Origin of the sequence: Variovorax sp. (assembly GCF_035634955.1) — a bacterium.
In the GTDB taxonomy this organism is placed as follows: Bacteria; Pseudomonadota; Gammaproteobacteria; order Burkholderiales; family Burkholderiaceae_C; genus Variovorax.
This window is the reverse complement of sequence record NZ_DASQBZ010000031.1, coordinates 37,067-57,932: the sequence shown is the minus strand read 5'-3', so window position 1 is coordinate 57,932 and position 20,866 is coordinate 37,067. Positions and strand designations below refer to the sequence as shown.

Annotated in this window: 20 protein-coding genes and 2 tRNA genes; 9 read left to right on the top strand and 13 right to left on the bottom strand. The window is 67.8% G+C overall.

The window, feature by feature from the left end; translation table 11 throughout:
• Position 1: 1 nt before the first annotated feature.
• The 7 genes from phoR to pstS all read right to left on the bottom strand — a co-directional run bounded on the left by phoR (position 2) and on the right by pstS (position 6,641).
• Positions 2 to 1,342 carry a phosphate regulon sensor histidine kinase PhoR gene (gene phoR / locus VES41_RS20530; RefSeq protein WP_324820874.1) on the bottom strand — a complete coding sequence of 447 codons (1,341 nt, stop codon included), beginning with the start codon at positions 1,340 to 1,342 and terminating at the stop codon, positions 2 to 4.
• A gap of 62 nt (positions 1,343 to 1,404) precedes the next feature.
• On the bottom strand, positions 1,405 to 2,097 hold the full coding sequence (gene phoB, locus VES41_RS20525) for a phosphate regulon transcriptional regulator PhoB (protein WP_324820872.1): 693 nt from the start codon (positions 2,095 to 2,097) through the stop codon (positions 1,405 to 1,407).
• Positions 2,094 to 2,795: a phosphate signaling complex protein PhoU gene (gene phoU / locus VES41_RS20520; RefSeq protein WP_324820869.1), complete on the bottom strand. Its 702-nt coding sequence runs from the start codon at positions 2,793 to 2,795 to the stop codon at positions 2,094 to 2,096. The genes phoB and phoU overlap by 4 nt, the downstream gene beginning before the upstream one ends.
• A gap of 25 nt (positions 2,796 to 2,820) precedes the next feature.
• On the bottom strand, positions 2,821 to 3,600 hold the full coding sequence (gene pstB / locus VES41_RS20515; protein WP_324820867.1) for a phosphate ABC transporter ATP-binding protein PstB: 780 nt from the start codon (positions 3,598 to 3,600) through the stop codon (positions 2,821 to 2,823).
• Between the two features lie 11 nt (positions 3,601 to 3,611).
• Positions 3,612 to 4,505 carry a phosphate ABC transporter permease PstA gene (pstA, locus tag VES41_RS20510; RefSeq protein WP_324820865.1) on the bottom strand — a complete coding sequence of 298 codons (894 nt, stop codon included), beginning with the start codon at positions 4,503 to 4,505 and terminating at the stop codon, positions 3,612 to 3,614.
• A complete protein-coding gene (gene pstC, locus VES41_RS20505; RefSeq protein ID WP_324820862.1) occupies positions 4,502 to 5,572 on the bottom strand; it encodes a phosphate ABC transporter permease subunit PstC in 1,071 nt (356 codons plus the stop codon). Before pstC ends, pstA begins: the two co-directional genes overlap by 4 nt.
• Before the next feature lie 31 nt (positions 5,573 to 5,603).
• Positions 5,604 to 6,641: a phosphate ABC transporter substrate-binding protein PstS gene (pstS, locus tag VES41_RS20500; RefSeq protein WP_324820859.1), complete on the bottom strand. Its 1,038-nt coding sequence runs from the start codon at positions 6,639 to 6,641 to the stop codon at positions 5,604 to 5,606.
• Between the two features lie 212 nt (positions 6,642 to 6,853).
• Here pstS and VES41_RS20495 point away from each other — a divergent pair, with 212 nt between their 5' ends.
• Entirely contained in the window at positions 6,854 to 8,371 is a 1,518-nt protein-coding gene (locus VES41_RS20495; protein WP_324820857.1) for a Ppx/GppA phosphatase family protein, read from the top strand.
• 6 nt (positions 8,372 to 8,377) lie between these two features.
• Here the strand turns inward: VES41_RS20495 and VES41_RS20490 are convergent, their stop codons facing one another.
• From VES41_RS20490 to VES41_RS20480, 3 genes are all read right to left on the bottom strand, one after another.
• Positions 8,378 to 8,839, bottom strand: a complete 462-nt coding sequence (locus tag VES41_RS20490; protein WP_324820855.1) for a SixA phosphatase family protein — start codon at positions 8,837 to 8,839, stop codon at positions 8,378 to 8,380.
• Positions 8,840 to 8,861: 22 nt separating this feature from the next.
• Complete coding sequence (ppk1, locus tag VES41_RS20485) at positions 8,862 to 11,006, bottom strand: polyphosphate kinase 1 (protein ID WP_324820853.1); 2,145 nt, start codon at positions 11,004 to 11,006, stop codon at positions 8,862 to 8,864.
• 105 nt (positions 11,007 to 11,111) lie between these two features.
• Complete coding sequence (locus tag VES41_RS20480) at positions 11,112 to 11,972, bottom strand: GNAT family N-acetyltransferase (RefSeq protein ID WP_324820850.1); 861 nt, start codon at positions 11,970 to 11,972, stop codon at positions 11,112 to 11,114.
• A 113-nt stretch (positions 11,973 to 12,085) separates the two neighbouring features.
• Here VES41_RS20480 and VES41_RS20475 point away from each other — a divergent pair, with 113 nt between their 5' ends.
• The 4 genes from VES41_RS20475 (at position 12,086) to VES41_RS20460 (ending at position 15,586) form a co-directional block, all read left to right on the top strand.
• Entirely contained in the window at positions 12,086 to 13,771 is a 1,686-nt protein-coding gene (locus VES41_RS20475; RefSeq protein ID WP_324820847.1) for an FAD-dependent oxidoreductase, read from the top strand.
• A gap of 89 nt (positions 13,772 to 13,860) precedes the next feature.
• Entirely contained in the window at positions 13,861 to 14,565 is a 705-nt protein-coding gene (locus VES41_RS20470) for a glutathione S-transferase C-terminal domain-containing protein (RefSeq protein WP_324820845.1), read from the top strand.
• Between the two features lie 35 nt (positions 14,566 to 14,600).
• Positions 14,601 to 14,677: transfer RNA gene (locus tag VES41_RS20465), tRNA-Pro, on the top strand.
• A gap of 477 nt (positions 14,678 to 15,154) precedes the next feature.
• Complete coding sequence (locus tag VES41_RS20460) at positions 15,155 to 15,586, top strand: hypothetical protein (RefSeq protein ID WP_324820843.1); 432 nt, start codon at positions 15,155 to 15,157, stop codon at positions 15,584 to 15,586.
• Positions 15,587 to 15,930: 344 nt separating this feature from the next.
• On the opposite strand, the gene VES41_RS20455 is transcribed toward VES41_RS20460, so the two are convergent.
• Both VES41_RS20455 and VES41_RS20450 read right to left on the bottom strand, forming a co-directional pair.
• Positions 15,931 to 17,370 (bottom strand): DUF2252 domain-containing protein, encoded by a 1,440-nt coding sequence (locus VES41_RS20455; protein WP_324820841.1) that lies wholly within the window; start codon positions 17,368 to 17,370, stop codon positions 15,931 to 15,933.
• Between the two features lie 70 nt (positions 17,371 to 17,440).
• Complete coding sequence (locus tag VES41_RS20450; protein WP_324820839.1) at positions 17,441 to 17,881, bottom strand: DUF1810 domain-containing protein; 441 nt, start codon at positions 17,879 to 17,881, stop codon at positions 17,441 to 17,443.
• 84 nt (positions 17,882 to 17,965) lie between these two features.
• On the opposite strand from VES41_RS20450, the gene VES41_RS20445 reads away from it, so the two are divergent.
• Positions 17,966 to 18,042, top strand: a tRNA-Arg gene (locus VES41_RS20445).
• Positions 18,043 to 18,325: 283 nt separating this feature from the next.
• On the opposite strand, the gene VES41_RS20440 is transcribed toward VES41_RS20445, so the two are convergent.
• Complete coding sequence (locus tag VES41_RS20440) at positions 18,326 to 18,838, bottom strand: DUF2867 domain-containing protein (protein WP_324820837.1); 513 nt, start codon at positions 18,836 to 18,838, stop codon at positions 18,326 to 18,328.
• Positions 18,839 to 19,166: 328 nt separating this feature from the next.
• On the opposite strand from VES41_RS20440, the gene VES41_RS20435 reads away from it, so the two are divergent.
• The 3 genes from VES41_RS20435 (at position 19,167) to VES41_RS20425 (ending at position 20,835) form a co-directional block, all read left to right on the top strand.
• Complete coding sequence (locus VES41_RS20435; RefSeq protein WP_324820834.1) at positions 19,167 to 19,502, top strand: hypothetical protein; 336 nt, start codon at positions 19,167 to 19,169, stop codon at positions 19,500 to 19,502.
• A 103-nt stretch (positions 19,503 to 19,605) separates the two neighbouring features.
• Positions 19,606 to 20,109, top strand: coding sequence for a hypothetical protein (locus tag VES41_RS20430; protein ID WP_324820832.1), 504 nt, complete (start codon positions 19,606 to 19,608; stop codon positions 20,107 to 20,109).
• Between the two features lie 93 nt (positions 20,110 to 20,202).
• A complete protein-coding gene (locus tag VES41_RS20425; RefSeq protein ID WP_414719200.1) occupies positions 20,203 to 20,835 on the top strand; it encodes an intradiol ring-cleavage dioxygenase in 633 nt (210 codons plus the stop codon).
• Positions 20,836 to 20,866 lie beyond the last annotated feature (31 nt).

Genomic DNA, 20,866 nt, shown 5'->3' with positions numbered 1-20,866 from the left:
GTCAGGCGCGCGGTCCGGGCGCCGGCAGCGGGCGCACCCGTGCGCGCGGCAGCACCAGCGCGAATCGCGAGCCCTGCCCCGGCGTGCTCTCGACGCGCAGCTCGCCGCCGTGGCGCTGCGCCACGTGCTTGACGATCGCCAGGCCCAGGCCGGTGCCGCCGGTCTCGCGCGAGCGGCTGCGGTCGATCCGGTAGAACCGCTCGGTCAGCCGCGGAATATGTTCGGCGGCGATCCCCGGGCCGCTGTCGCGCACCGAGAACTCGCCGCGTCCATCGCTCAGCTGGCGCCAGTGCACGGCCACCTCGCCACCGCCGGGCGTGTAGCGGATCGCGTTGCTGACCAGATTGGACATGGCGCTTTGCAGCTCCACCGGGGCCCCGGAAATCTCGCAGTCCGCCTCGAGCACGAACGACAGGACGTGCCCCTGCGCGTTCAACTGCCTGGACAATGCGCGCCCCTCTTCCTCGCAGTGGGCCAGCAGCGCCCGCACGGCGGTCCACTGGCTGGCTGGCGGCGGGGCGTTGCCCTCGAGCCGCGACAGCGTCAGCAGGTCGTTGACCAGCGTCTGCATGCGGTGGGCCTGCTGCGCCATCAGGCGCAGGTAGCGGCTGCGCTCGTCCGCGTCCAGCGGCAGGTTCTGCAGGGTCTCGACGAAGCCGACCAGCACCGTCAACGGCGTCCGGATCTCGTGCGAGACGTTGGCCACGAAGTCGCGGCGCATGGTCTCGGCCTGCTCCAGCGCCGTGACGTCGCGCGTGAGCAGCATGCGGCGGTTGCCGGCGTAGGGGTGGATCTGCATCGACAGCCGCACGGGCTGGCCGGAGCGGCCCTGGCGCAGGCTCGGTGCATCGATGGTCACGTCTCGGCTGTAGTTCCAGGACGCGAGGTAGGCGACGAATGCCGGGTCGCGCACCAGGTTCGACAGGTGCTGGAGCACGTCGCGCTCGGTGTCGATGCCCAGCTGCTGCGCCGCCGTCTCGTTGGTCCATTCGATCCGGCCCTGCTCGTCGATCAGGACGACGCCGTTGGGCGAGGCCTGGATGGCGGCCAGGAACTCCTGCAGCCGGTCTTGCGCCTGGCGGGTCTGGATGTCGCGCTCGCGCAGGTGCTTGCGGATGCGCTCGGCCATCTCGCCCCACATGCCGCCGGCGCGCGTGGGCAGGCTGCCGACATCATGGCGCAGCGCGCTCAGCAGGCGCCGGGCGCGCCAGATGTCGAGCCCGAACCACAGCAACGCGCCCAGCCAGGCGCCGAACCACAGCGCCCTGGCCCCGAACACGGCGAATCCGAGGATGCCGCCCGCCGCCGAGGCGGCAAGGAAGGTACTGATCCGGAACGGCATGGCGGCGGATTATCCGCGCCCGCCGCGGGCGCATCCCGCGGCGTGCAGGCACGGTGCGCCCATCAGGCGGTGACCTGGGCGGTCAGGCGGTAGCCCGCGCCGCGCACCGTCTCCACCATCGGCGCGGCGGCCCCGAGGGATTCGCGCAGGCGCTTGACGTGCACGTCGACCGTGCGCTCCTCGATGTAGACATGGTCGCCCCACACCTTGTCGAGCAGCTGCGAGCGGCTGTGCACGCGCTCGGCATGTCGCATCAGGTACGACAGCAGCTTGAATTCGGTCGGGCCGACCTTCAGCGGGCCGCCCTGCCAGGTCACGCGGTGGGTGGCCGCGTCGAGCACCAGGTCGCCCACCTCGACCCGCTCCACGGCGGTCTCGGGCGCACGGCGGCGCAGCACGGCGCGGATGCGCGCCAGCATCTCCTGGGTGGAGAACGGCTTGGTGATGTAGTCGTCGGCACCGGCGTCGAGGCCGGCGATCTTGTCCGGCTCGTCGCCGCGGGCGGTGAGCATGAGGATCGGCACGGCGCGGGTCCGGCTGTCCTTGCGCCACTGCCGCGCCAGGGCCAGGCCGCTCTGCCCGGGCAGCATCCAGTCGAGCAGGATCAGGTCCGGTACCGCGGTGTCGATCTCGCGCTGCGCGGACTCGCCGTCTTCCGACCAGAGCGGGTCGAAGCCGTTGTGGCGCAGGTTGACCGCGATCAGTTCGGCGATCGATGACTCGTCTTCGACGATCAGGACGCGTGGTTTCTTCATTGAACTGCGGATTCGACTTCGGCCACCGAAGTGTGCCGCACATCGGCACCCTTGACGATGTAGATGATGAACTCGGCAATGTTCTTGGCATGGTCGCCGATGCGCTCGATGGCCTTGGCCAGGAACAGCAGGTCGAGGCTGGGCGAAATGGTGCGCGGGTCTTCCATCATGTAGGTGACCAGCTTGCGCACGAAGCCGTCGAACTCGTTGTCGATCAGGTCGTCGTCCTTGAGGATCGACACCGCCGCCTGCACGTCCAGCCGGGCGAAGGCGTCCAATGCCTTGCGCAGCAGTCCGGCGGCCAGGTCGGCCGCCACGCGCAGCTCGTTGGCCGGCAGCTGGCGTGCCGAGCCGCTCTCGATGATCGACATGACCATGCGCGCCATCTTGTGCGCCTCGTCGCCCACGCGCTCGAGATTGGCCGTGGTCTTGGAGATGGCGATCAGCAGGCGCAGGTCGCGCGCGGTCGGCTGGCGCCGCGCGATGATCGACGACAGCTCGCGGTCGATCTCGATTTCCAGCGCATTCACGCGCTGCTCGACGGCGACCACGCGCGCGGCCGACTCGGCATCGAAGTTGGCCAGCGAGTAGATCGCCTGGTGGATCTGCGACTCGACCATGCCGCCGAGTTCCATCACGCGCGACGAGACGCCGTTCAGCTCGCTGTCGAACTGGCTGGAAAGGTGCTTTTCTGTCATGGGATTCCCCTGGTTGCCGTGCCGATCAGCCGAACCGGCCGGTGATGTAGTCCTCGGTCTCCTTGCGCCTGGGCTTGAAGAACATCTGCTCGGTGGCGCCGAACTCGATGAGGTCGCCCAGGTACATGTACGCCGTGTAGTCGCTGCAGCGGGCCGCCTGCTGCATGTTGTGGGTGACGATCACCACCGTGTATTCGCTCTTGAGCTCGGCAATCAGTTCCTCGATCTTGGCGGTCGAGATCGGGTCCAGCGCCGAGCACGGCTCGTCGAGCAGCAGCACCTCGGGCTTGATGGCGATGCCGCGCGCGATGCACAGCCGCTGCTGCTGGCCGCCGGACAGGCCGGAGCCGCTCTGGTGCAGCTTGTCGCGCACCTCCGTCCACAGGGCCGCCTTGCGCAGCGCCCACTCGACGCGGTCGTCCATGTCGGAACTGCTCAGGTCCTCGAACAGGCGCACGCCGAAGGCGATGTTGTCGTAGATCGACATCGGGAACGGCGTCGGCTTCTGGAACACCATGCCCACCTTGGCGCGGATCAGCGCGACGTCCTGCCTGGACGTGAGCAGGTTCTCGCCGTCGAGCTCGATGATGCCCTCGGCGCGCTGCTCCGGGTAGAGCTCGAACATCCGGTTGAAGGTGCGCAGCAACGTCGACTTGCCACACCCGGACGGGCCGATGAAGGCCGTGACCTTGTTCTGCGGAATCTCGAGGTTGATGCCCTTGAGCGCGTGGTACTTGCCGTAGTAGAAGTTCAGGTCTCGCACCGAGATCTTGGCGCGTTCGGCAATGGCGGCGGTAGCGGTCATTTTCTTGTCGGTCAGTTCTTGGCGCGCGTGAGCACGCGCGCGAGGATGTTGAGGGCGAGCACGGCGACGGTGATGAGGAACACGCCGGCCCACGCCAGCTGCTGCCAGTTCTCGTACGGGCTCATCGCGAACTTGAAGATGGTCACGGGCAGGCTGGCCATCGGCTGGGTGACGTCGGCCGTCCAGAACTGGTTGTTCAACGCCGTGAACAGCAGCGGCGCCGTCTCGCCGGCGATGCGCGCGACGGCCAGCAGGATGCCGGTGACGACGCCGGCCCGCGCCGCCCGCAGCGTGATCGCCGTGATCACTTTCCACTTGGGCGCGCCCAGCGCGTAGGCGGCCTCGCGCAGGCCCGGCGGCACCAGTTGCAGCATGTTCTCGGTGGTGCGGATCACCACCGGAATGACGATCAGGGCCAGCGACACGGCGCCCGCGATGCCCGAGAAGCTGCGAAACCGCGCCACCACGATCGCGTAGACGAACAGGCCGATGACGATCGAGGGCGCCGACAGCAAGATGTCGTTGACGAAGCGCGTCACCTTCGACAGCGTACCGGTCGGGTTGTACTCGGCCAGGTAGATGCCGGCGAGGATGCCGATGGGCGTGCCGACGAAGGTGGCCATGAGCACCATCACCAGCGATCCGAAGATGGCGTTGGCGATGCCGCCGGCCTCGTTGGGCGGCGGTGTCATCTCGGTGAAGATCGCCAGCGACAGGCCACCGAGCCCGAGCCGCAGCGTCTCCCACAGGATCCAGATCAGCCAGAACACGCCGAAAGCCATGGCGGCCAGCGACAGGCCCAGGGCGATGGTGTTGACCCGCTTGCGCGAGGCGAAGCGCACCTGCCGGCGCTCGGCCAGGTCGCGCGCTGCCAGCAGCTTGGCGGCGGTGCTGTCGGGGCTCACGACTTGGCTCCTTCGCTTTTCTTCATGCGCGCCAGCAGCAGCTTGGACAGCGTCAGCACGACGAAGGTGATGAAAAACAGTACCAGTCCCAGGTACATCAGTGCCGCCTGGTGCAGACCGGCGCCGGCTTCGGCGAACTCGTTGGCCAATGCGGACGTGATGCTGTTGGCCGCCTGGAACAACGACAGCGAATCGAGCTGGTTCATGTTGCCGATGACGAAAGTCACGGCCATGGTCTCGCCGAGCGCGCGCCCCAGCCCGAGCATGATGCCGCCGATGACGCCGGCCTTTGTGTAGGGCAGCACCACCTTGGAGACCACCTCCCAGGTGGTGGAACCGAGGCCATAGGCCGATTCCTTGAGCAGCGCCGGAGTGACCTCGAACACGTCGCGCATGACCGCGGCGATGAAGGGAATGATCATGATGGCCAGGATGATCCCGGCCGACAGGATGCCGATGCCCACGGGCGGTCCCGCCACGAGCGCGCCGAGGTACGGCACGCCGGCGAGCAGCTTCTGCAGGGGCTGCTGCACCCAGGTCGACAGCACCGGGCCGAACACCAGCAGGCCCCACATGCCGTAGACGATCGACGGCACCGCCGCCAGCAGTTCGATGGCCGTGCCCAGCGGGCGCTTGAGCCACGCCGGAGACAGCTCCGTCAGGAACAGCGCAATGCCGAAGCTGACCGGTACCGCGATCACGAGCGCGATGATCGACGTGGCCAGCGTGCCGTAGATCATCACCAGGCCGCCGAACTCTTCCTGCACTGGGTCCCAGACCGTGCTGGTGAGGAAGCCCAGCCCGTACTTCGTGATGGCCGGCCATGCGCCGATCACCAGCGAAACCAGGATGCCGATCAGAAGCGCCAGCGTCAGCCAGGCGGCGCCGCGCGCGGCCCACGCGAACAGGCGATCCGCCAGCGGACCCGAACGGGCGCGCTTGATCGGCGACGGGCTGGCGGACGTGGAACGGGCACGGTCGACGCCAAGATCGATCGTGCCCGTGGAGTTGGCTGGGTAAGTGGTTGACACTGTGTGCTCCGTGGACGGCGCGCGCCGCGGCGGCATGGATGCCGCCTTCGCGCGCGCCGCTGGTGGCTTACTTGAAGGAGACCGCCTTGCCGGCGCCGTCCTTCACGTCCAGCCATTCCTCGGTGATGGCGGTCTTCACCGACGAGGGCATCGGAACGTAGTCGAGTTCCTCGGCGGTCTTGTCGCCGTTCTTGTAGGCCCAGTCGAAGAACTTCATGACGGCGGCGGCCTGCTCCGGCTTGTCCTGCTTGGTGTGCATCAGGATGAAGGTGGCACCGGTGATCGGCCAGGCGTCCTTGCCGGCCGGGTTGGTCAGCACCTGGTAGAAGGTTTCGTCCCACTTGGCGCCGGCGGCGGCGGCCTTGAAGGCCTTGTCGTCGGGCGACACGAAGGCGCCGTCGGCGTTCTTGAGCTGGGCGTAGACCATCTTGTTCTGCTTGACGTAGGCGTACTCGACATAGCCGATCGAGTTCGGCAGGCGGCCCACGAAGGCGGCCACGCCCTCGTTGCCCTTGCCGCCGGCGCCCGTGGGCCAGTTGACCGCCGTGCCGTCACCCACCTTGGCCTTCCAGTCGGCATTGACCTTGGACAGGTAGTTGGTGAACAGGAAGGTGGTGCCCGAGCCGTCGGCGCGACGCACCGGGGCGATGGCGGCATCCGGCAGCTTGAGCGAGCCGTTCAGCGCCTTGATGGCCGGGTCGTCCCACTTGGTGATCTTGCCCAGGTAGATGTCGCCCAGCACCTGGCCGTCGAGCTTGAGCTCGCCGGGCTTGATGCCTTCGATGTTGACCACCGGCACCACGCCGCCGATCACCGTGGGGAACTGCAGCAGGCCCTTGGACTTCAGGTCGTCGTCCTTGAGCGGCATGTCGGAGGCGCCGAAGTCCACCGTCTTGGCGTCGATCTGCTTGATGCCGGCGCCCGAGCCCACCGACTGGTAGTTGATCTTCACGCCGGTGGCCTTGTTGTACTCGGCAGCCCACTTGGCGTAGAGCGGCGCCGGGAAGCTGGCGCCTGCGCCGGTCACGGACTGGGCGAATGCCGGTGCATGGGCGGCGGCCAGGGCCAGCAGGCCGGAAGCAGCGACGATCGAGAACTTGGTCATATCTGTTGGCTTTCCTTGAGGGTCGGTCAATACCCGCCTCGGCGGGGTTGCTGCGCACTGTAGGAGGCCTATATGACATCGTTGTGACACGCGCCCCAGAGGGGAAAGACGCTCCGCTGACCTTCTGTTTCATGACCTGTCATGGAGCCGTCATATGGGCGGCGCCGCTGTCGCTACCATCCAGGGCAGTACCAGAAACACATTTCCCCCTTATGCAAGACGGCACCCGCCTGGCCGCGGTCGATCTCGGCTCCAACAGCTTCCGCCTCGAGATCGGGCGGGTCGACCATGGCCAGATCCATCGCAGCGAATACCTCAAGGAGACGGTGCGCCTGGGCAATGGACTCGACAGCCAGCGCAATCTCACGCCCGAAGCCATGCAGCGCGGCTGGGAGGCACTGGCCCGTTTCGGGGAGCGCTTGTCCGGTTTCAAGGGTTCGCAGGTTCGCGCTGTCGCAACCCAGACACTGCGCGAGGCCCGCAACCGCGACGAATTCCTCTTGCGGGCGCGCACGGCCCTCGGGTTCGGCATCGACGTGATCCCCGGCCGCGAAGAGGCCCGGCTGATCTACCAGGGCGTGGCCCACATGCTGCCGCACAACGAGCGATCGGACGCCGAGCGCCGGCTGGTGGTCGACATCGGTGGGCGCTCGACCGAGATGATCCTGGGCCAGGCACTGGAGGCCGAGCAGACCGAGTCCTACCGGGTCGGCAGCGTCGCCTGGTCGATGAAGCACTTCTCCGAGGGGCAGTTCACGACCCAGGCGTTCCGCAAGGCGGAGATCGCCGCCAAGGCCGTGCTCGACGACGCCTTGGGCCGCTACACCCGAGACCGCTGGGACGTCGCCTACGGCGCCTCCGGCACCATCGGCGCGGTCGGCGACGTGCTCGAGGCGGCGGGCGGCACGCCGGGCCTGGTCACGCGCGAAGGCATGGACTGGCTGGTGGACCGCCTGGTGCGTGCCGGCAGCGCCGAGAAGGTGCGCCTGGACGGCCTGCGCGACGACCGCAAGCCGGTCGTCGGCGGCGGCCTGGCGGTGCTGCGCGCCGTGTTCGACCTGCTGGACATCGAACAGATGCACGTGGCACAGGGGGCGCTGCGCCATGGCGTGCTGTACGAGCTGCTGTCGCGCGACGACACCGTGGCCGACATGCGCTCGGCCACCGTGCTGCGGCTGGCGTCGCGCTTCGGCACCGAGCCGGCACAGGCCCAGCGCGTGGCGGATGTCGCCAGCGAGCTGTTCGTGCAGCTCGTGCCCGCAGCGCGCGCCGCCGGCACCACGACGCGCCCGGGCCGCGCCCTGCGCAAGCTGCGCTGGGCCGCCCAGCTGCACGAGGTCGGCACGCAGATCTCGCACAGCGAATACCACAAGCACGGCGCCTACATCCTGGACAACACCGATGCCGCCGGCTTCGACGTGAGCGAGATGCACACGCTCAGCCAGCTGGTGCTCGGCCACCACGGCAAGCTGCGCAAGGTCGAGGCGGCGCTGCAGGAGAACACCTTCGCGCTGCAGCTGGCCGCCTTGCGGCTGGCGGTGCTGCTGTGCCATGCCCGGCGCACGCCGGAAAGCGGCGCACTGCGGGTGGCGGTGGCCGGCGAGCGCGAGTTGCGCGTCGACGCCAAGGAAGGCTGGGCCGAGTGCTATCCGCAGTCGGCCCACCTCCTGCGCGAGGAAGCCGTGGCCTGGCAGCGCGCCGGATGGCGCATGCGCCTGACCGGCTGCTGACGGGAATCAGAGCAGTTCGGGCGACTGCACCGTCAGCACCACGCTCTGGCTGTCGCCGTCGCGCTCGCGCGTGCGCAGCCACCACAGCGAGCCCTTGCGCACCGGGCAGCTGTCCTGGCGCAAGCCCAGCAGCAACGAGATCGCCTGGCCGAGCGCCGGCTGGTGGCCCACCACCAGCACCACCGCCTTGCCATTCGGCCAGCCGGTAGCGGCGAGCAACGCGTCCGTCGTCGTGTCGGGGGCGAGCTCGTTGCGCAGCTTGTACTTGCGCCCCAGGGACAGCACGGTCTGCTCGCACCGGCGCGCCGGGCTGCACAGGATGCGCGCGCCGTCGGGCAACTGGCGGTCGAGCCAGCCGGCCATGCGCTTGGCCTGCTTCTCGCCGCGCGGGGTCAGGACGCGCGCCATGTCGTCGCAACCCTCGGTCCAGTCCTCGGCCTCTGCGTGCCGCCAGAAAATCAGGTCCATGCTTGCTGTTTCATGAAGGGATTCAGGCGCGCGGCGCCACGTGCTGCAGCCCGCGCGAGGCATAGCGGCCCATCAGCGCGCTCTGGGCGCCATGGGCCTCGATCGTGCGCGATGCGCCCTCCTCGCCGGCATGCGTGTCCTGCAGCACGCGGCGATAGATGCCGTCGGCGCCCAGGTCCCAGGCGTCGCGGCCATCGTGCAGGTAGGCCACCAGGCATTCGTCGATCAGGCGCTGGCGCAGGCCGGGGTCGGTGACCGGCCAGGCCAGCTCGACGCGGCGCATCATGTTGCGGTTCATCCAGTCGGCGCTGGACAGGTAGAGCGACTCGTCTTCGCCCTCGCGGAAATAGAACACCCGCGAATGCTCCAGGAAGCGCCCGATGACCGAGCGCACTCGGATGTTCTCGGTATACCCCGGCACCTGCGCCGGCAGCATGCAGGCTCCGCGCACGATCAGGTCGATGCGCACGCCCTTCTGGCCGGCGCCGACCAGCGCCTCGATCAGCAGCTCGTCCGTCAGCGCGTTCATCTTGGCCACGATGCGCGTAGGCTCGCCGCGCGCGGCCGCCGCGCCGAGCTGCCCGATGCGCGCCGCCAGGTTGCCATGCAGGTCGAACGGCGCCACCCACATGCGGTGCAGCTTTGGCAGGCGCACCTGGCTGGCCAGGTGCACGAATACGGCCTCCATGTCGGCCGTGAGAAGCGGATCGGCCGTCAGGTGGCTGATGTCGGTGTAGAGCCGCGCGGTGCGCGGGTTGTAGTTGCCGGTGGACAAGTGGCCGTAGCGCACCAGGCGCCGGCCCTCGCGCCGCGTGACGAGCAGCATCTTGGCGTGCGTCTTGAGCCCCACCACGCCGTACAGCACCTGGGCGCCGATGGACTCCAGCCGCTCGGCCCAGTTGATGTTCGCCTCTTCGTCGAAGCGGGCCTTGAGCTCCACCACGACGGTCACTTCCTTGCCGCGGCGTACCGCCTCGCGCAGCAGGTCCATCAGCTCGGACTCGGGGCCGGTGCGGTAGATGGTCTGCTTGATCGCCAGCACCTGCGGGTCGTGAACCGCCTCGCGCAGGAAGGCCAGGACGCCGTCGAAGCTCTCGAACGGCTGGTGGATCAGCACGTCGCCGCGCTGCAGCCGCTCGAAGAAGCCCTGGCTGGGCGACAGCGTGACCGGGTACGACGGAAGGTACGGCGGGAACAGGAGCTTCGGCTCGTCGAGCAGGTCGATCATCTGCGTCAGTCGCGACAGGTTGACCGGCCCGTGGACGCGGAACAGCGACTCCGGCGGCAAGTCGAACTGCGCGAGCAGGAAGTTCGACAGCGGCTCGGCGCAGCTGGCCGACACCTCCAGCCGCACGGCCCGGCCGTAGTGGCGATGCTCCAGCCCCTGGCGCAACGCGGTGCGCAGGTTCCTGACGTCTTCCTCGTCCACCGCCAGGTCGGAATGACGGGTGACCCGGAACTGCGAGAACTCGCCCACCTCGCGCCCCGGGAACATGCTTTGCAGGTGTGCGCGCACGATGCTCGACAAGGCCACGAACAGCGTCTTGCCGCCCGACACCTTGGCCGGCATGCGCACGATGCGCGGCACCACGCGCGGCAGCTTGACGATGGCAATGGGGTTGTCGCGGCCGAACGCGTCCACGCCGCCCAGGCGCACGATGAAGTTGAGCGACTTGTTGGCCACCTGCGGAAACGGGTGCGCCGGATCGAGCCCCACCGGGATCAGCAGCGGGCGAACCTCCCGCTCGAAGTAGTCCTGCACCCACTTGCGCTGCGCCGGATTGCGCTCGCCGTGCGAAATGATCTGGATGCCGTGGCGCGCGAAGGTCGGCATCAGCTCGTCGTTGTAGAGCTGGTACTGGCGCGCCACCAGGGCGTGCGCCGCCTCCGACAGGCGCTGGAACGACTCCACGCTGTAGACGCCCTTCTGGTCGCCCGCACCATGCGCCAGCAGGTGCGGCGCGGCACGCACCTCGAAGAACTCGTCCAGGTTGGACGACACGATGCACAGGTAGCGCAGCCGCTCGACCAGCGGCACGTCCGCGCGCGCCGCCCAGTCGAACACCCGCTCGTTGAAGGCCAGGATGCTGTGGTCGCGATCGAGCAGCAGCGGATTCGCCTCGACCGAGGCGGCAACCGCCCCGAGAGCGGCTGGATGGGCAGGCATGAACACGTTTTCTTGGGGAGCCGCCAGGCTCCATGAAGAAGATTGCAGGATCATGACAGTGTCCGTGTCATTCATGACGGTCTCGTGACATGAACCTTGCTGCCTTCAGGCCTGTCGCGTGGCGCCCTCCTGACCGTCCAGGAAGTGGCGTCGGTAGCGCGGCGGCAAATCGCGCAGGCGCAGCATCAGCGGCAGGTCTGCGGTGTTGAAGTCCGGGTCCCACGCGGGCGGTCCGAGCACCTGGGCGCCCAGGCGCAGGTAGGCCCGCACCAGTGCCGGCACCGGGCCTTCGAGACGCGCCGGCGGCAGCGGCAACCTTGGCTGCACGTGATAGCGCACCGGCGCCATGTGGGCGGCGGCGAGTTCCCGCCAGATGGTGGATGCACCGTCGCCGCCGCGGCTTCGCATCGGAATGCTGGCGCAGCCGATCATCACGTCCAGCCGGTTGCGGTGCATGAAGTCGGCCAGAGCGCCCCACAAGGCCAGGATCACCCCGCCCTGGCGATGCGCCGGATGCACGCAGCTGCGGCCCAGCTCGACCATGCGGTCGCGCAGGTCGCGCAGGCGCGTCAGGTCGAACTCGGTGTCGCTGTAGGTGCTGCCGACCCGGCGCGCCTGCACCGGCGTGAGCACCCGATAGGTGCCGACGACGGCGCCCGAAGCCCGGTCGCGCACGAGCAGGTGCTCGCAGAAGTCGTCGAACAGGTCGACGTCGTGGCCTGCCAGCGGGGTCGACAGGCGCGCGCCCATCTCGCCGGCGAAGACATCATGGCGCAGGCGCTGGGCGGCGCGCACTTCGTCCTGGTGACGCGCCCAACGCACGTCCAGCTGGCCAGCTTCGGCGCGGCCCGGCACCGTCGCGGCCGGAGGTTCGTGAAATTGCGCCAGCCTGGGCGACGGCCCGTGGGTCGCGCGGTGCGCAGCGTGAATGGGAAACGGGCGGATCGACGTTCGCGGTTCTCTCATGCCGCGGCAGTCTCCCGGCCGGGCATGAAGCCCGCGTTTCAGTGGCGTGGCATTTGCATGACGCGGCCGCGCGCCCGCATCATCGGGGAGCCACCGATTTTTGAAAGAACCCCATGGCCAACGAACCGATCGACCTCGACAAGCGCCGCGACCAGATGTTCCCGACCCTGGCACCCGAAGCCGTCGAACGCCTGCGCCGCTTCGGCAGCCCGCGCCGCCATGCCCGGGGCGAGTGCCTGTTCACCGCGGGCGAGGCCGCGCCGGGCATGTTCGTGGTGCTTTCGGGCCAGGTCTCGATCACCCAGCGCGACGGCCTGGGGCACGTGGTGCCGATCGTGCGACAGGGCCCGGGCCAGTTCGTCGCCGAAGTCGGCCAGCTGTCCGGCCGCCCTTCCCTGGTGGACTGCCATGCGGACGAGGACGTCGAGGTGCTACTGATCCCGCCCGAGCAGTTGCGCGCCATGATCATCGCCGAGGCCGACCTGGGCGAGCGCGTGGTGCGCGCACTGATCCTGCGGCGCGTGGCCCTCATCGAGTCCGGCGCCAGCGGCCCGGTGCTGATCGGCCCGCCCGGCTCCGCCGACATCCTGCGCCTGGAGAACTTCCTAGGCCGCAACGGCCATCCCTATCACCTGGTCGACGCCGGCACCGACCCCGATGCCGCCGCGCTGCTGGAGCAATACGGGCAATCGAAGGTGCTGGTGGTCTGCCCGAACGGCTCGGTCCTGGTCAATCCCGGCGAGCTGGCCCTGGCGCGCTGCCTGGGCATGGTCGACTGCGGCGAGCGCGACGAGCTGTTCGACGTGCTGGTGGTCGGCGCCGGGCCGGCCGGCCTGGCCACGGCCGTGTACGCCGCCTCCGAAGGATTGAAGGTGATCGTGCTCGATTGCCGGCACTTTGGCGGCCAGGCAGGCGCGAGCGCCCGCATCGAGAACTACCTGGGCTTTCCCACCGGCATCACCGGCGGCGCGCTGGCCGGGCGCGCCTTCGTGCAGGCGCAGAAGTTCGGCGCCGAAATCCTCATCCCGGCCCAGGTCAAGTCCATGGACTGCGCGGCGGCCGCCAGCGGGGGGCCGCTGGTGGTGACGCTCGACGACGGCCGGCGACTGCGCTCGCGCACGGTGGTGATCGCCAGCGGCGCGCGCTACCGCCGCCCGGCCGTGCCGCGGCTGGCGCAGTTCGAGGGGCGCGGCGTGTGGTTCTGGGCCTCGGCACTCGAGGCCAAACTCTGCGCGCAGCAGGAGGTGGCATTGGTCGGCGGCGGCAACTCGGCCGGGCAGGCCGCGGTCTTCCTGTCGCAGCATGCGGCCAAGGTCAATGTGCTGGTGCGCGGCCCTTCGCTCGCGGCCAGCATGTCGCGCTACCTGATCGACCGGCTGGACGCGACGCCGAACATCACGCTGCACCCGCACACGGAACTCGTCCGCCTGCTGGGCGAACCGGACACGGGCCTGACCGGCGCCACCTGGTTCGACCGCCGGCTGGACGCCGAGCACGACTGCGCGGCGCGCAACATCTTCCTGTTCGTCGGCGCCGAACCGGAGACCGAGTGGCTGCAAGGCTGCGGCGTGGCGGTGGATGCGCACGGCTTCGTGCGCACCGGCAACGCCGCCCTGCCCGACGCCGTGCAACCGCAGGGGCACGTGCCGCATGCGCTGGAAACCAGCGTGCCGGGCGTGTTCGCCGTCGGCGACGTCCGTTCGGGCTCGGTCAAGCGTGTCGGCGGCGCCATCGGCGAAGGCGCGGCCGCCGTCGCGTCGATCCACCAGTGCCTGGCCAGGACGAGCGCGGTGGCCTGAGCGGACGGGGCCTCAACGGGGCGCCGCGCACGAAATCGCATCTCTGGCTATGCTGCGCCCTCTTGTCCTTTGCACGAAGAGAGCGATTCATGCCTGACACGACCATCGACGTCTATTCCTGGCCCACGCCCAATGGCCACAAGGTGCACATCATGCTGGAGGAATGCGCGCTGCCTTACCGCGCGCATCCCATCAACATCGGCAAGGGCGACCAGTTCGACCCGGCCTTCCTGGCAATCAGCCCGAACAACAAGATCCCGGCCATCACCGACCCGCAGGGCCCGGACGGACGGCCGATCTCGCTGTTCGAATCCGGCGCCATCCTGGTCTACCTGGCCGGCAAGACCGGCAAGTTCCTGCCCACCGGCGACCGCGAGCGCTACGCCGTGCTGCAGTGGCTCATGTTCCAGATGGGCAGCGTCGGCCCCATGCTCGGCCAGGCGCACCACTTCCGCCTGTATGCGCCCGAGAAGCTGCCCTACGCCATCGACCGCTACACCAACGAAGCCAGGCGCATCTACGGCGTGATCGACAAGCAGCTTGGCCGCAGCCGCTTCATCGCCGGCGCCGACTACAGCATTGCCGACATTGCCATCTTCCCGTGGTTGCGCAGCTGGAAGAACCAGGGCATCGACCTGGACGACTACCCGAAGCTCAAGCACTGGTTCGAAGGCATCGACGCCCGGCCGGCGGTACAGCGCGGCGTGAAGGTGCTGGCCGATCTGCGCAAGCCGCTGACCGACGACAAGTCGCGCGACATCCTTTTTGGCAAGAGCCAGTTCGAGCGCCGCTGAACCGCCTGCGCGGCAGGCTACAATCGCAGGCTTGTCGGAGCGTAGCGCAGCCTGGTAGCGCATCTGCTTTGGGAGCAGAGGGTCGCGAGTTCGAATCCCGCCGCTCCGACCATAGAAAGTTGAATGAGGACAGTGGCTTAGGCCCCTGTCCTCATTTCATTTCTAGGCCCAGAACTGTCTACGTTCCTTCACAAGCAAAGAACGCTCTGCCATCAACCTGGCAGCGCTCGATGCGGATGTCGGGCTCGGATGCAGGGCAGCGACCGAGGACGCAGGTCGCGATAACTCGACAGGAACGATCTGAAGAACCGGCGCGTTGCCATCGACTGCAGACGCCGCGATGCCCGTGCGCGATGGCCACGGCCGAGATCGACGCACCGCGATGGCGGTACGCACACCGTTCTCCTGCATTTTCGGATAAGTCTCATAGAGCGGGCGCACGCCTGACGCCTAGACTTGCGCTGCAGATGGCGCTTAGATCGTTTGCGCCAAGGGACTGGGTCACATGCGCATCTTTGCAGGATGACGGAGTCATCGCGCGCGCTTCCCGCTTCGTTTGCGAACCGACGAGACAACCTTCCATGACAGCATGAATACCGCAGTCTTTACGCCAGCGGGCGGACTCTATCCGCTCCTTGGATCACTACTGTTTTGCGCGGGGACGATGCTCGGCATTCCTCACGGCCTGACGAAGCGCAGCGGCGACGCGAAGAGAACCGAGCTATGGCGCGTTGCGCACCTTTCGACTTGTGTTGGGGGGACCTCTCTGATCGCGCTGTCGGTAGCGCTGGAGAGGCTGTTTGGAGCCGATGCGACCTACACGCTGGCGCCGTTCAGCGCCGCTGCCTATTGCTTCTTCATCGCCTGCACACTCAGCGGCTGCCTGAACAAGGCATGGGACGACGATCGCACTCAAACCAGCGTTGCGCTGGTGTATCGCCTTCAGTTTCTTGCTTCGGTGCTTTCGGTCGTTGCAGTCGGAGCCTTTCTGTTCACCTTTGTTTTGAAAGTCGTGTCATGACAGCCGCCACATTTGCAGTGCAGTAGCTGATCCTCTCGCCTTGGAACGCTCTACGTATTGCCGGTCGCATTCGTGGCGACGGCGCTCGGGGCCAACCGGGTATCACATGTGTTTCGCGCACCTCGTCGCTGCCCGTAGCGACCCAAGCCGCCAACCTGCTACAATCGCGCACTTGCCTGCAGGCAACGCCGAATCTCACGGCGGCACGTCGGACAAGAGCCACCACGACGAGAAAAACTATAGGTGACTCCTGCATGTGAATGTGCCGTAACGTGGGTCGCGTAAGTGCCCACGACCATCTTTCCAAAGCCCGCCCTGTGCGGGCTTTTCTGATTCTTCCCTCCTCACCCCTTCGCCACCGCCAGCTTGCCCGCGCGCGCCGCGGCGGCCATGGTGGCGTGGTCGCGCTCGGTCTGGTCGGCATAGGCTTGCGCGAATGCCGCCAGTGCCACGTCCAGTTCGTCGGACTTGCCGACGTAGCCGGCGATGCGCGCCGCGTCCCCGGACTTCGCATGCGCCAGCGCCAGTGCCCAGCCGCACAGGCCGCAGTACTCGGCAAGGTGCGTTGCCACGCCCTCGCCCAGTTCGAACTCGGCGCTGCCTTTCATGTCGCGCAGCTGGCGCACGTAGTACTGCACGCCGTCGAGGCTGCCCCACCCTAGGAAGATGTCCGGCGAACCCTGGATCAGCCGCTGGCCCACCACCACGCGCTGGCCTTCGTGCGCAAACGGGCCACGCGGCAGGTAGGGCGTCAGCACCGACGGCTGCGCTTCCTTGACCTGCAGGAACAGCGGATCACCGGCGTCCTGCCCCATCAGGAACAGCACCCAGCAGCGCGTGCCGACGCTGCCCACCCCGACCACCTTGAGCGCGACGTCCACCAGCCGGTAACGGCGCAGCAGCAAACGCCTCTCGGGCGCCACCGATTGAAGATAGGCCTCGAGAAAACGCGCCGCCACCTCGATCGGCGCATCGCCGCCCGGGACGGGGATGCTGTCCGCACGCACCACCAGCGGATGCTGCTCGATGATGCGGTACTGGTCGTCGACCAGGTCGGTCAGCTTGTCCAGCACCTGCAGGTGATCGCGCCGGCGCGCCTTGCGCATGATGGCCCCGGCGCGCTCGCGTGCACCTAGCGAGAGCGAGACCAGCAGTGCGTCGCTGTCGATGGACTGGTACCACAGCTCCAGGTTGCCCATGCGCGCAAAGCGCCGCATGTGGCGCCGGTAGGCCGCCACCACCGCCTGCGCCGCCGCCTGCTGCCCGGCACGGTCGCGCGCCGTGTAGCGCGCCACCAGCACCGCGCTGGCCACAAGGCGCTTGAGATCCCATTCCCAGGGCCCGGGCTGGGTTTCGTCGAAATCGTTGATCGCGAACACCAGTTGTCGCTCGGCCGACGCGAAGACGCCGAAGTTCGACACATGCATGTCGCCGCACGCCTGCACGTCCAGCCCCGTGCGCGGCGAGGCGGCGAGGTCCTGCGCCATCAGGGCGGCACTGCCGCGAAAGAATGCAAAGGGCGACTCCAGCATGCGCGCATGCCGCACCGGCACCAGTTCGCCGATGCGCGTGCGCGCCTGGGCTTGCAGCAGCGCCACCACGTCGCGCCCGGAAGATGCCTCGCCGGGGGTGAACTGCCCGTGCGCCGTACGCACGAACGACTTGCGCAGCGCCTTGCCGGCCGCCATGCGCTGCTCGCTGGTCAGTGCCGGCGCCAGGAATGGTGCGGGCCGGGGTGCCGCCACCGTCCCCAGTTCGGCCTGCAAGCGCATGGAATGGGGCATCGGCGACCTCGGCCAGTGATGAAGTGAAGGCGGATCATAGGCCCGCGCGTCACGTCCGCCGCCGTCGCGGTCAGGGCGCCGCGCCGGCCAGCAATTCCAGCGTGCGCGCGTCGCCCTGGCCGCCGAAGTAGCGCGCCAGCGCCTGGCCGAACAGCGGCTCGGTCGGCATCACCGCGTCGAACAAGGTCATGCAGGAGCGGAACTTCAGGTCGTCTGGCGAGTGGAAGATCTCATCCGCGCTGCGCCCCTGCACGCCCAGCACCAGCCCGGTGCAATGCCGCAACCGGTCGCCGAGCAGCGGATGGGCCAGGTACGCTAGCGCCTCCGCGCGAGAGTGCAGGCCGAACTGCAGCGCTGTGGCGCTACGGCCCAGTGCCGCCAGCTGCGGAAACACGAACCACATCCAATGGCTGCGCTTGTCGCCGGCGGCCAGCTCCGCGCAAACCTGGCCGTACACCGGCCCCTGCGCCAGGACGAAGCGCTGCAGATCGTGGGGGTCGTCGTCAGGCATGGCGTTGTCCCGGACGTTGCGGTCAGCCCGATCATGCGCGCATGGCAGAATCCCCGATCGGCGCGCGCTCGACGCGACGCCCTTCTGCCCGTAGCTCAGTTGGATAGAGCACCTGCCTTCTAAGCAGGTTGTCGGGGGTTCGATCCCCTCCGGGCAGGCCACATCCATGCAAATTCCGAGGGCAGCGCCAATCAGCATTGTTGGCGTGGCGGGCATGATGGTCCGCGAGATGGACCAATTGCATTGCGCACGGGCACAACGAGCCTCTTCGATCCGTCATCACTCGACCAGCGTTCTACCGTGATTGCGCCGCTCCCAGCGTCAGCGGCTTGGGTACGCTGCTGAAGCGCCAAGAGGAGGCGCGCAGGTTTTCTGGTCTTTGATGCCCGCATAGTTCGCCTGCCAGCAAATTCCTGGACCCCAAACGCCTGCCTGGAAGTAGTGTCAAAGGGTTCCTTCGGGACCCGCAACATTGCGCAGTAACCGGCTAACAATTGGCCCATGGGCAAGCCCGACCGGCAAGATGTACAAACGTCCGAATGTATTGAAATGCCGCACTGATGTAGTTACGGTGAGGCTCGTCACGTGCTCACCCGCCGGCATTGAGTCTATGCACATCATCACCGCCAAATGTGTGTCGCGCGCGGTCAGCACCAATTGACGTTCACTCAGCGCTTCAACGGCAAAGAAGTCCAGAAGGTCGCCCACGGCAGGCACGTGATCCGGGTTGCGCGGTGAAAAGCCATGAATTTCGACAACATTGAACGTGCGCGACACCAAATCCCTGATGCGAAAGGCCACAGCCAGCCATGCAGGTACGTCCGATGTCATTGCGCAGTAGGCCTGAAATGCGGTCAACGGACCCGCAACTTTCACTTCATCGCAATGCAAGAAATTTATGTCGGCAAGATCTGCGACCAGTCGCGCATCTCCAGGAACAGGGGCATGTGACATCATGATTGTTTGTTATTCGCCACCAATGCAATAGCTGACAATTCAGCCTTGCGCAGTGGCTTCTATTGTCAGTGGTCTAGGCGGCATTCTCCATTTCGGTGTACAGAGCGTTTGAAGCCGTTGCCGACTTTGACGGACGTTTGCTGCTTGGAGAAACTGAAAATGAAATGGGTTTGCAGCGCCCCATCCACCTCATAGCGGCCACACTGCGGCGTCACTCGCCACGCGCCCCTCAAACTTTCGTCTATCCGCCAAACGTCGTAGGGCAAAACGCGCATATCCGCTGTCGGGCCCGCCACGTATCCTCGTGCCGTGTAACAAACGGCAACGCATGGATCTCGATTTCGTCTACCAGAAGGTGCAAGTGCTCAGCCCCAAGGCGGCCAAGATCGCCCTGCGCATGCTCGACAAGGATCCGCACATCCCGACGGAATGGGTGATCGCCTTGCGGCCCGCTCTGGCGCAGCGCAGCAGCAGTTCGGACGACTTCCGCAGCACCGACTGGATGACCATGGCCGCCATCGAGCGGCCCGGCATCCGCCGTTTTACCGAGCGCTTCGAAAGCCGCGAGCAGCGCCACGCCCGCCTGTGGGTGATGAGCCTGCGCAAGGGCGCACGCGCCGCCGCCAGCCAGAGCGTGCTGCCGGACGACGCTGCGCTCGAATAGTCCCACGGCGGTTTGCCTGACAGCGCAACGGCCCGCCGGCCGACGCGCGCCCTCATCGGCGGGTGACAGCATCGCAGCCCATGCCCGATGCCCCCTCCTTCCGATGAAGCAGATCCTGCGCCTGTATGCCATTGCCCATGCGGTGATGGCGTTGCTGTTCGCCCTGACGGGCATCGCGCTGATGTTCCTGGCGGCCCGTGAAGGCTGGATTGCCCTGCTCGACGCGGAATCGCCCTCGCACATGTCCCTGTCGCTGATCGAGGCGCTGGGCATCCTGGCGGCGGCCGTGGTGGCCATGCAGATTTCCCAGACGGTGGCCGAGGAAGAAGTGGTGCGCGACGCGCACATCAGCGCGCCGACGCGGGTGCGCCGGTTCCTGTCCCGCTTCATGGTGGTGCTGGTGGTCGCGCTGGCGGTCGAGGCGCTGGTGACGACCTTCAAGGCGCGCGAGGACGCCGAACAGATGCTGCATGCCGCCGCCATGGTGGCCGCCGTCGGCCTCCTGCTGGCGGGCTGGGGCTGGTTCATCCGCCTCAACCGCTACGCCGAGGAACTGGAGCCCGAAGCGATGGCCGAGGCCAAGCAGGAAGACCGCAAGCTCAAGTAGGCCGCGGGGGCTTGGCTTGCGCGCCTGGCCGCCCGGCGCCATGCTGCGCCGGTGCCCAGACTACCCACTCCAGCGCCACGCGCGACTTTGCTCGTGCAGGACGGCCGGCGCCGTCTGGCGGCCTCGCTGGTCGTCTTTCCGGCGCTGTGGCTCACGCGCGTGCCCGCCGCGCGGGCGCAGGCCGCTTCCGCACCGCGCTTGCGGCCCACGCCGGCGCAGACGGAAGGCCCCTTCTACCCCGTGCAGATCCCCCCGGACCATGACAACGACCTCTTGCGCAACGGCAGCCTGCGCTACGCCGCGGGCACGCCGGGATGGATCGAAGGTACGTTGTCGAATGCGGAGGGCCGGCCGCTTGCAGGGGCCGAAGTGGAAATCTGGCAGTGCGACGAGACCGGGCACTATCACCACCCGGGCGACGGTGGCCGCGCCGACCCGGCCTTCCAGGGCTTCGGCCGCACCCGCGTCGGCGCCGACGGACAGTGGCGCTTCCGCACGATCCGTCCGGTGCCGTATTCCGGCCGCACGCCGCATATCCACTTGAAAGTCAGGAACGGCAACCGCGAACTGCTGACCACGCAGATCTACGTGGCCGGCGCGCCGGGCAATGCGCGCGATTTCCTGTGGCGCAGCCTGTCCGCCGAGGACCGCGCCGCCCTCACACTGGCCTTCGACTCGACCGGCGACAGCTGGCGCGCCCGGTTTCCGGTCGTCGTGGCTGGCTGAGCGCCCGCGCCGTGCGGCCCGCTCGGCCCTC

Bases quoted from the DNA above. Each gene is read 5' to 3' on its own strand.
- phoU (WP_324820869.1), bottom strand. From the start codon at position 2,795: ATGACAGAAAAGCACCTTTCCAGCCAGTTCGACAGCGAGCTGAACGGC.
- VES41_RS20495 (WP_324820857.1), top strand. From the start codon at position 6,854: ATGCAAGACGGCACCCGCCTGGCCGCGGTCGATCTCGGCTCCAACAGC.
- VES41_RS20430 (WP_324820832.1), top strand. From the start codon at position 19,606: ATGAAGCAGATCCTGCGCCTGTATGCCATTGCCCATGCGGTGATGGCG.
- VES41_RS20470 (WP_324820845.1), top strand. From the start codon at position 13,861: ATGCCTGACACGACCATCGACGTCTATTCCTGGCCCACGCCCAATGGC.
- VES41_RS20455 (WP_324820841.1), bottom strand. From the start codon at position 17,370: ATGCCCCATTCCATGCGCTTGCAGGCCGAACTGGGGACGGTGGCGGCA.
- ppk1 (WP_324820853.1), bottom strand. From the start codon at position 11,006: ATGCCTGCCCATCCAGCCGCTCTCGGGGCGGTTGCCGCCTCGGTCGAG.
- pstC (WP_324820862.1), bottom strand. From the start codon at position 5,572: ATGCCGCCGCGGCGCGCGCCGTCCACGGAGCACACAGTGTCAACCACT.
- phoR (WP_324820874.1), bottom strand. From the start codon at position 1,342: ATGCCGTTCCGGATCAGTACCTTCCTTGCCGCCTCGGCGGCGGGCGGC.
- VES41_RS20450 (WP_324820839.1), bottom strand. From the start codon at position 17,881: ATGCCTGACGACGACCCCCACGATCTGCAGCGCTTCGTCCTGGCGCAG.
- VES41_RS20475 (WP_324820847.1), top strand. From the start codon at position 12,086: ATGGCCAACGAACCGATCGACCTCGACAAGCGCCGCGACCAGATGTTC.
- phoB (WP_324820872.1), bottom strand. From the start codon at position 2,097: ATGAAGAAACCACGCGTCCTGATCGTCGAAGACGAGTCATCGATCGCC.
- VES41_RS20490 (WP_324820855.1), bottom strand. From the start codon at position 8,839: ATGGACCTGATTTTCTGGCGGCACGCAGAGGCCGAGGACTGGACCGAG.
- pstS (WP_324820859.1), bottom strand. From the start codon at position 6,641: ATGACCAAGTTCTCGATCGTCGCTGCTTCCGGCCTGCTGGCCCTGGCC.
- VES41_RS20435 (WP_324820834.1), top strand. From the start codon at position 19,167: ATGGATCTCGATTTCGTCTACCAGAAGGTGCAAGTGCTCAGCCCCAAG.
- VES41_RS20440 (WP_324820837.1), bottom strand. From the start codon at position 18,838: ATGATGTCACATGCCCCTGTTCCTGGAGATGCGCGACTGGTCGCAGAT.
- pstB (WP_324820867.1), bottom strand. From the start codon at position 3,600: ATGACCGCTACCGCCGCCATTGCCGAACGCGCCAAGATCTCGGTGCGA.
- VES41_RS20480 (WP_324820850.1), bottom strand. From the start codon at position 11,972: ATGAGAGAACCGCGAACGTCGATCCGCCCGTTTCCCATTCACGCTGCG.
- VES41_RS20460 (WP_324820843.1), top strand. From the start codon at position 15,155: ATGAATACCGCAGTCTTTACGCCAGCGGGCGGACTCTATCCGCTCCTT.